Origin of the sequence: Paucihalobacter sp., from assembly GCF_036825875.1 — a bacterium.
In the GTDB taxonomy this organism is placed as follows: Bacteria; Bacteroidota; Bacteroidia; order Flavobacteriales; family Flavobacteriaceae; genus Paucihalobacter.
This window is the reverse complement of record NZ_DAISXK010000063.1, coordinates 1-9008: the sequence shown is the minus strand read 5'-3', so window position 1 is coordinate 9008 and position 9008 is coordinate 1. Positions and strand designations below refer to the sequence as shown.

The 9008-nt window shown below is 32.9% G+C and carries 9 protein-coding genes; 2 read left to right on the top strand and 7 right to left on the bottom strand.

The features are described 5' to 3' along the window. Both V7Z48_RS12770 and mutY read right to left on the bottom strand, forming a co-directional pair. Positions 1 to 423 (bottom strand): single-stranded DNA-binding protein (locus V7Z48_RS12770; RefSeq protein WP_334113970.1); only part of this gene is annotated, 423 nt, incomplete at its 3' end. A 174-nt stretch (positions 424 to 597) separates the two neighbouring features. Beyond that, on the bottom strand, positions 598 to 1641 hold the full coding sequence (mutY, locus tag V7Z48_RS12765) for an A/G-specific adenine glycosylase (protein WP_334113968.1): 1044 nt from the start codon (positions 1639 to 1641) through the stop codon (positions 598 to 600). 133 nt (positions 1642 to 1774) lie between these two features. Between mutY and V7Z48_RS12760 the strand changes: the two genes are divergently transcribed. Together V7Z48_RS12760 and V7Z48_RS12755 are read left to right on the top strand one after the other, a co-directional pair. After that, positions 1775 to 2068 carry an HU family DNA-binding protein gene (locus V7Z48_RS12760; protein ID WP_334113967.1) on the top strand — a complete coding sequence of 98 codons (294 nt, stop codon included), beginning with the start codon at positions 1775 to 1777 and terminating at the stop codon, positions 2066 to 2068. 324 nt (positions 2069 to 2392) lie between these two features. Then, positions 2393 to 3937 (top strand): ribonuclease E/G, encoded by a 1545-nt coding sequence (locus V7Z48_RS12755; RefSeq protein ID WP_334113965.1) that lies wholly within the window; start codon positions 2393 to 2395, stop codon positions 3935 to 3937. A gap of 831 nt (positions 3938 to 4768) precedes the next feature. Here V7Z48_RS12755 and V7Z48_RS12750 read toward each other — a convergent pair. The 5 genes from V7Z48_RS12750 to V7Z48_RS12730 form a co-directional block, all read right to left on the bottom strand. Further along, the gene (locus V7Z48_RS12750) at positions 4769 to 5461 is read right to left on the bottom strand and encodes a DUF6973 domain-containing protein (RefSeq protein ID WP_334113963.1); all 693 of its coding nucleotides are present in this window, start codon (positions 5459 to 5461) and stop codon (positions 4769 to 4771) included. Between the two features lie 187 nt (positions 5462 to 5648). Beyond that, positions 5649 to 6089, bottom strand: a complete 441-nt coding sequence (locus V7Z48_RS12745; protein WP_334113961.1) for a hypothetical protein — start codon at positions 6087 to 6089, stop codon at positions 5649 to 5651. After that, entirely contained in the window at positions 6086 to 7045 is a 960-nt protein-coding gene (locus V7Z48_RS12740; RefSeq protein WP_334113960.1) for a hypothetical protein, read from the bottom strand. Before V7Z48_RS12740 ends, V7Z48_RS12745 begins: the two co-directional genes overlap by 4 nt. A 110-nt stretch (positions 7046 to 7155) precedes the next feature. Beyond that, positions 7156 to 7371 carry a hypothetical protein gene (locus V7Z48_RS12735; RefSeq protein WP_334113958.1) on the bottom strand — a complete coding sequence of 72 codons (216 nt, stop codon included), beginning with the start codon at positions 7369 to 7371 and terminating at the stop codon, positions 7156 to 7158. A gap of 20 nt (positions 7372 to 7391) precedes the next feature. Continuing rightward, positions 7392 to 9008: hypothetical protein (locus V7Z48_RS12730; RefSeq protein ID WP_334113956.1), on the bottom strand; the 1617-nt coding region annotated here is incomplete at its 5' end.

The window sequence follows — 9008 nt, the reverse complement described above, 5'->3', positions numbered from 1 at the left end:
TTCAACGCTATGTTCTTGAGTTGGAGAAGACGATTGTGTGTGACTTTGTGGTTTAGCCGTGGTTTGTTGTGAATTTTCACCCTCTGATTTTCCAGTTAAAAAGGTAAAATCGATACAGTGTATTTCTGTACTGTAGCGTTCTAAGCCTTTGTCATCGGTCCATTTTCTGGTTTTTAATCGGCCTTCAATATATACTTTATCGCCTTTGCTGAGATATTTTTCGCAAATTTCAGCCGCTTTATTTCTTACCACAATATTGTGCCACTCGGTATTTGAAATACGCTCGTTGGTGCTTTTATTGGTATAAACTTCATTGGTTGCAATTGGAAATCTGCCAATACAATTCCCACCTTCAAAATAATGCATTTTTACTTCATCGCCCAAATGCCCTATCAGCATTACCTTATTTAATGTACCAGACATAATTTATAATTTTATGATGTAAAGTTAGTTGTTTTACTCGATAATCGAGATTTAAATGCTTAATGACCTACCTCAAAGCTCGATGTATGTTCATATAAACTGCTTGGTGCTCTTGCACTGAAGTAATTTATTATGTTAATTTAAAAGTAACAAAATTTTGTGAGGAATAAAAACTTAAATCACTTTGAATGTTTCTAGAAATCGACTTATCAATCGTGGCGTTGGATATAGCTTAACACTTTCAAAGGGAATTGACAGTGCTGGTAGTTGGTTGACTTCAACTATCCAAAACTTGGTGTGTAAATGTCTATGTGTTAATTTGTGAATTATGGATTCTTCATTATAACTTATAATTTCATATAAATCACTCCCGGCGTATTCCTTTAATAGTTTGCTGCTTTCAATCTGTTGAAGGTTTGCCGGTTTTTCGGTTTCAATTAAAGGAAACTGATACAGATTGTGCCAAATTCCTTTTGCGTCTCTTTTCTCGAAAATAGTTTTGCGGTCATTGGAAATGAACACTAAAAAGTTGAAGTATTTAATTTCAAGCTTGGTTTTCTTAAGTTTTACAGGAAGTGTTTCAACCAATTTTTGTTGAAGTGCCACGCATCCGGTATTTAAAGGACAAATTTCACAATCGGGATTTTGCGGTTTGCATTGTATGGCGCCAAACTCCATGATACCTTGATTATAGTTTCCGGGCTGTTTATGGTCAATCAAACTTTGTGCAAGTTTTTTAAATTCTTTAATTCCTTCAGTTGAATTAATAGGAAGGTCAATTCCAAAGAACCGCGAAAGCACTCTGTATACATTGCCATCAACAACGGCTTTAGATTCATTGAAGCAGATAGATGCAATTGCACTGGCAGTATACTCGCCAACACCTTTGAGTTTTAATAAGTCGGTATAATTGGATGGGAAAACTCCGTTAAGCTCATTAACAATAAATTGAGCGGTTTCGTGCAAATTTCTAGCTCTCGAATAGTAGCCCAAGCCTTGCCAAAGTTTTAATACCTGTTCCTGAGGTGCATTTGCAAGGTCTTCAACGGTGGGAAAAGTCTTAACAAAATCTTCATAATATGGTAATCCTTGCTTAACTTGAGTTTGTTGTAAAATAATTTCTGATAGCCAAACATGGTACGGATTATTGGTTTTTCGCCACGGTAAATCGCGTTTATTTACTGAGTACCAATTTGTTATTTTTTGAGTGAAATTCATAGGTTCGGGCATGTTGGTGCAAAAATAATCGTTTACTACGTTAAATTTTAATTAATTACGTTTGAATTATTGAAATTAAATTACCTATATTTGCATCCCTTATAATTAATAGATAACCCTAAAAGACAAAAAAATGACAAAAGCAGATTTAGTTGCAAAGATTTCCGACAAATTAGGAATCGAAAAAGGCGATGTTCAAGCCACAGTAGAATCTTTCATGGAAGAAGTAAAAGCTTCATTAGAAGGAGGAACAAACGTTTATTTGAGAGGTTTTGGTAGCTTTATAGTTAAGAAAAGAGCTGAAAAAACAGGAAGAAATATCTCTAAAAACACCACAATAAAAATTCCAGCTCATAACATTCCAGCTTTTAAACCAGCTAAAGTGTTTGTAGAAGGAGTAAAGAGTAAGGTTAAAGTTAAAAAATAATAACCATTCATTAATAAACAAACAAGATAATTATGCCAAGTGGTAAAAAGAGAAAAAGACACAAGGTAGCGACGCATAAGCGAAAAAAACGTGCACGTGCTAATCGTCACAAGAAAAAGAAATAAGCTGAAAAAGTAGTTTTTTAACTACTTTTTCAGTTTTAAAAACGTTCTTTGATATAGAATCTTAAGTCAAAACTAGTGATGGTATTTATTTAAGATTTGCTGGATTTAACCCGATAGCAATCCTATTGGGAAATCCTGTGTCAATTAATTACAGTAACTCCATCTGTCTTTATTTTGAAGACGGATTTAAATTAACATCATGGAAAAAGAACTGATTATTAGATCAACTTCCGATATTGTTGATTTTGCCTTACTAAGAGATGGAAAATTAATCGAATTACACAAAGAAGAAGAGGACAACAATTTTGCCGTTGGTGATATTTTTATTGCTAAAGTACGCAAAGCTGTTCCCGGACTTAACGCTGCATTTGTTAATGTGGGTTATGAAAAGGACGCCTTTTTGCATTACCATGATTTGGGACCGCAATTTGCTTCGGTGTTGAAATTCGTAAAAAGTGTAAGCACAGGTAAACAGAGAGACTATTCTCTCAAAAACTTCCCATTTGAGAAAGATATTGACAAACATGGTAAAATAGCCGATGTTTTAAAATCTAATCAATCAATTTTAGTACAAATAGTAAAAGAACCAATTTCTACCAAAGGACCAAGGATAAGCTCTGAGCTTTCTATCGCTGGTAGATACATTGTTTTAGTGCCTTTTTCGGACCGTATTTCAATCTCACAGAAGATTGAGTCTGCCGAAGAAAAGGAACGCTTAAAACGATTGGTTAAAAGCATAGCACCTAAAGGTTTTGGTGTTATTGTTAGAACCGTTGCCGAAGGCAAAAAAGTAGCTGACATAGATAGAGACCTTCAAAATTCTCTTGACAAATGGACGGCTATGTGTAAAAAATTGTACAAAGCGCATCATCCTACCAAAGTGATGAGTGAAATGAATAAAGCATCATCAATACTTAGAGATATATTTAATGATACTTTCTCGGGCATTATAGTAGATGACGAAACACTTCACGTACAAGTAAAAGATTACGTGCAAGAAATTGCGCCACATAAAGAATCGATTGTGAAGTTTTATAAAAATGGAGTCCCGCTTTTTGAAAAGTATGGTATTGAACGACAAATAAAAACATCGTTTGGCCGCACGGTTTCAATGGCAAAAGGCGCCTATCTTATTATAGAACACACCGAGGCTTTACACGTTATAGACGTGAATAGTGGTAACCGATCTAACAAAGAAAAAAACCAAGAGGACACGGCATTAGAAGTCAATTTAATCTCTGCAACCGAAATTGCACGCCAATTGCGTTTACGCGATATGGGCGGCATTATTGTGATAGATTTTATTGATATGAATCGGGCCGAAAACCGAAAAAAATTGTACAATCACTTGCGTGACGAAATGCAAGATGACAAAGCAAAACACAAAATATTGCCTCCAAGTAAGTTTGGTCTTATACAAATTACAAGACAACGCGTACGTCCGGAGCGCAATATTAAAACACAAGAAGAAAATCCCGACGCTTTAAACGGCGAAGAAATTGAAGCACCAATTAAAATTATTCAAAAAATTGGTATCGATTTAGAACGGATTTTCAAAAAAGACTATAAAAAAATAACGCTTAACGCGCATCCGTTTATAGCAGCTTTTTTAACAAAAGGATTTCCATCCATTCGTACTAAGTGGTTTATGGAACATAAAAAATGGGTTAAAGTTTTACCAAGAGACGCTTACACATATCTTGAGTATCATTTTTATGACAAAAATGGTAAGGAAATTAAATAATATCTAGTAAAAACCCCTTTCACCCGATAGCTATCGGGATTGAAAGGGGTTTTTTGTTTTAAATTTGATTGATAAAAAAATTATATCGATACTTAATCCTGAAGTTTTTTCATCGCTTTAATTTTTAACCTCAAATATTTCACTAATAAAATATATAGATAAATTCGAGCTATTGGTATGGCAATAACCAAAATAGAATAAATGACAATAACAATAGCGTCGTCTAGATGTTCTTTAAATACATTTATTTCTTTTTTCATAAATCTCTTGACGCACTTGCTGTAAATAGTAAGATTTAAACAGTTTCATGATGTCTATGTTTATCGTTTTATTCTATTAACATTTTGTAATGAATAATATTGACCATAGCATGCTCAAAATAATTACAAATGTTATTAATTGAGTTGTTTAAACAAATATCTCCATTTTCTTGAATTATTTGAAACGAAAATTTATTGTAGAACTAATTTAAAACTTTTTTTATTAGCTAGAACTTTTATAAAGTACCTGATATTTTTACATTACCTTTAATTGCTTTATAAGGACTGAATTTTATTTTAATATTATAATCTCCATAATAGTCTGATCGTAATATGGTGTCAAAATTACCGATGAGTTCTAATTTTCTAATGGCATCAATTTTTATAGTATCATTAGAAAAACCTTTAATTTTAAAATAGGCACTAACATAGCTTTTATTTTGAATTGGTTTTAAAACAAATTCCTTTTCAATTGAGAAATCTGTTATTTGAACGTTAATTTTATCTGGTTGATTGTTGACACAACCGAACTGTAAAATAAAAATGAGAAATAATATAAACGGTTTCAGGATTATTGATTTGTTGGTATTAGGGTAGATGCATTGGTTGCCATACCAGAACTACCATTTGTTAGATTATTTAAATATCTTAATGTTCCTTGTTCCATGTTAATGAGCATAATATTTACTAAATTATTTGAGTGTAAACTCCCAATTTCATTATTAAAAAGATCCATTTCTTTTTCTTTAAAGTGATTATCATAATTTGGATCAAGTGAATCTGATTCATGTGCTGTGGTTAGTTGTTGAGTCAAGTCAATTCCAAGTCTTGTTGTTGCCAAAGCATTCCATAAACCATGTCTAAATGCATCACCCTTACCGTTCCATAGAGATTCTGGATAATAAATTTGAGTAAAATGAGTTGCTTGCTGAGCACTCATTAGATAATGTTTTTTTTGATTCAAATTTAACCCATTATATATTTCTCTTTCTTGAACTGCCATACGGTTTAGATAGTCCTCATCTAAAGCTGGATTATAAATTAAATATTCATCAAAATCTACCTCTCCATCATTTAATAAGGCATTTATTCCAATAATTAGAAAGTTTCTTATGTATGTACTTATCGCATAACCAGTACTTGAAGTATTGCTACCTTCAGGCTCAAAACCATCTAAATCAGGAAATTCATTCCTAATTCTAAACATATGCGCATTTAAAAAATTGGCTATTTCTTGCAGTTGCTCGTTGCTAGCCTCGGTCATTAGCCATTGCTCGTTCTAGTGTAAGCGGATGAATTTCTCACCATTGTAATAAATTGAAAGCCGTTGACTTTTTTAAATATACAAAACAAATGCACAACAATTAAACAAACTGTTCATGTTCTATAGATTAAAATCAAACAACCCACTTTAACTTTCAAAAGCGGGTTGATAGTAATCATTAATGAATTTAATCTATGGGTTTATTGAGTTCAATCCATTGCTCTAAATCGCCAATTTGTTCCTCAACAAAAGTTTTCCAATTGGTTGTATGGGTCATCCCTAGAGCTTCTAATTTTTGAATATACCAATCTTGAGGTCCAATCAGTACTAGATTATAAAAATCTGGATATTCATAATTCTTTTTCCATTTTAAATTAATATAATCCAATGCTTCTTTCTTGGACAATGATCCTTGATTTGGTTTATATCCATACTCTAATGAATAGATTTTTATTATATCTAATTCAAATAAAAACTCTAAAAATTTTAAAATAGATTCTTTAACATTCTCATTATCATAATTGCTCTGGGAATAACCAAGTTGACTAATGAGATGATTTATAAACTCGAATGAACCTGGACAAAATAAGCCTATTTTTTCTTTATTGAAATAAAAAGAATTTCTCATAGTGCTGTAAATTTAATAACCTTAGTTACGTTTTGACCAAATATTAATGGAAAATTAAAATCAATTGTAGCAGGAAAATTTGTGCTAGATACTGTTCTAAAGGTAATAAAATTTCCGTTACCCATGTTAGCTACTATGGTGCCACTTGAATTAGTTGAAGTAGATATGGCATTACGTGTAAGTGTATTAAAAATTGACTGCGCATTAGCTACTGGTTGGGAGGTGCTTACAATTCTCACATGAGTTTGATTACCTTGTACACCTAATTGAGAGATGTGCTGAACCCATCTGTTTAATCGTTCGCCAAGCATAACATTACCAATTGGAATTCTTTGTAATAATTTGGTAACTAAATTTGCACTACCGTTTAGTATTGCGTTGGTTAATACGGGCATAACTAAATCGCTAAAATAAACATTGGCTATGGCGTTAAAATACAGTTTCGGAATTTCATCAGCAATATGTTTTAAGTTTATATAGATGTCGTGAACTTCACCCATTGTCATAGATTCAAAGTCATCTATCAAAGATTCGAAATAGTCTGCAACTATTTCATGTTCTTCCTCGCCATAAAGTCTTAAAAAATTAGATAAATCTCGAATTGCCTTAGGGTAATTATTTTGAGTACTTGGATAATTATTAGGAATTGTATTATTAATGTTTCCGATAAGATTTACGTATTCAGGACTAAATTCAAATGAAGCATTGGGATTATTCATCAAAAACCCAATCACATCCAAAGCAATTCCACTTGCAGTTTCATCAATCGCATACCCCGTACTAGAAGTATTGCTATTTTCGGGGTCTAATCCGTTTAAATCAGGATTTTGGTCTCTAATTCTTTGCATGTGGTCGTTTAAAAAATCGGCTATTTCTTGTAATTGGTCTGTGGTGGCTTCGGTCATTAGCCATTGTCCTTCAAATGTGAGCGGATGTATTTCCGGCCACTGCAACATATTAAATCTGTTAGGTCATTAAAAATACAAAACAAAAACCCCTTTTCAATGTTTTTTGAAAATGGAGTTTTTTGTTTTAAATTCGATTGATAGACAATTTAATTCGCTACTTAATCCTGAATTTTTTTCATTGCTTTAATTTTTAGCCTTAAATATTTAATTATTAAAATATAAAGATAAATTAGAGCAATGGTTATGGCGACGGCCATAATAGAATAAATAATAATAACAATCGCTTCGTCAGGGTGCTCTTTAAATACATTAATTTCCTTTTCATAAACCTCTTGAGGTAGTTGCGTTAAAAAGTAAGATATAATCAGTTTCATAATGTCTGTGTTTGGTGTTTTTATTCTGTTAACATAATGTAATCAATAGTGTTGCCCGTAGAATGGTCAAAAGTTAATATAAATGATACTAATTGAGTTGTTCTAAAAGGAAAGCCACTAATTTTTATTCCTGTAGTTTTTGTTCCTCTTACTATAACTTTAATTTGACTTCCATCATTTGAAATTTCAGTTCTATAATCACCAATTTGTTCCCACTCAACCAAGGTGGTATTGCCAATAAGAATTGTAGTTACGCCGTTAATTGTCATGCATTCACATGAATTGGCATCGGGTATCACGGTTTCTATTTCAACCTTGATAGCATGTGAGAAAATACCTGCTAAAAAGTTAAATGTGAAATTTTTTATTCTAATTGAACCATCATCATCTATAATGTTTTCAAAAGTTACATTAGGGTTGTTAAAAAATAGCTCAAATTCAGTTAGGGAGTCAAACTCTATAGTATTGTCATTGTTTAGATTTGGGTCAAATTCTAATGAAATATTTGGATTATCCATCAAAAACCCAATCACATCCACAGCCATTCCACTTGCACTTTCACTAATCGCATACCCCGTACTTGCAGTTGAGCTATTTGCAGGCTCAAAACCATCTAAATCAGGAAATTCGTCTCTAATTCTAAACATGTGAGCGTTTAGAAAATTTGCTATTTCTTGCAATTGCTCGTCAGTGGCTTCGGTCATTAGCCATTGACCTTCTAGTGTAAGCGGATGAATTTCTAACCATTGTAACACGTTAAAGCCGTTGGCAGTAACACGGTTTACAGACCACCAAGGCAATCTAACGCCGCCAAGGGAATTCGAATCGTCAATATCTACCGGTAAAATGTTTATGGGGTATGACATTGCAGTGTCAAATGGGTTGGAGCTACTGCCTGGACCTGAAGGGCCTGCGTCTAGGTATGCAGTAACCACAACCTCATCTAACAATCCGCCTAAGTGCCAATTTGAAGCATCTAAGTTTCCAAAATAGTCAGCTAGACACTGAAATAAAGTAGCGAAATCTGTACATTCTGAATTACTACTTCTACCCAATGTGCCCTCGCTTATATTATCAGGATCAACTAGAACTCCGTTTATGTATTTAGATGCTGTTTGTAAAACACCATCAAGGTCAAAACGTAAAATATAACCCGAAAAAGTGTCCGTATTTTCAGTATCGGTATAATATAAAAAAAACAGATTAGACGCTACAATACCGTTATATTCTACAGATCCTAAAAACATTTTGGCTTGTGCATCGTTATTAATGTAGATGGGTGTGTATAAAATATCAACCTCTTGCTCGGGTTCGTCTTTGTATTTTTTGGTTTGAGACAGCTCCCAATCAATACTCAGGCTTGTTTGTAACTCTCGACTTTGAAAATAATTATTGGCATCCTTAAAGTTTAAAGTTGATTGTTGCTCAAAGTTTCTTTTGGCATCAAAAATAGTTGGTGCATAAAATTTAGCTTTGTTACTTGCTTCTATCCGTTCTTCTTTTTCACAACTGTAGGGTAAAATTAAAAAAGCGATTAACATTAAAGTAGCAATTTTAAATTTTCGAAAGGGATAGGCAAAACTAGATGCTAGTTTGCGTGTTGCGTGTTGCGTGTTGCGTGTTGCGTGTTGCGTGTT

Coding starts and splice junctions, on each gene's coding strand:
- mutY (WP_334113968.1), bottom strand. CDS start 1,641: ATGAATTTCACTCAAAAAATAACAAATTGGTACTCAGTAAATAAACGC.
- V7Z48_RS12745 (WP_334113961.1), bottom strand. CDS start 6,089: ATGAGAAATTCTTTTTATTTCAATAAAGAAAAAATAGGCTTATTTTGT.
- V7Z48_RS12750 (WP_334113963.1), bottom strand. CDS start 5,461: ATGACCGAGGCTAGCAACGAGCAACTGCAAGAAATAGCCAATTTTTTA.
- V7Z48_RS12740 (WP_334113960.1), bottom strand. CDS start 7,045: ATGTTGCAGTGGCCGGAAATACATCCGCTCACATTTGAAGGACAATGG.
- V7Z48_RS12760 (WP_334113967.1), top strand. CDS start 1,775: ATGACAAAAGCAGATTTAGTTGCAAAGATTTCCGACAAATTAGGAATC.
- V7Z48_RS12735 (WP_334113958.1), bottom strand. CDS start 7,371: ATGAAACTGATTATATCTTACTTTTTAACGCAACTACCTCAAGAGGTT.
- V7Z48_RS12755 (WP_334113965.1), top strand. CDS start 2,393: ATGGAAAAAGAACTGATTATTAGATCAACTTCCGATATTGTTGATTTT.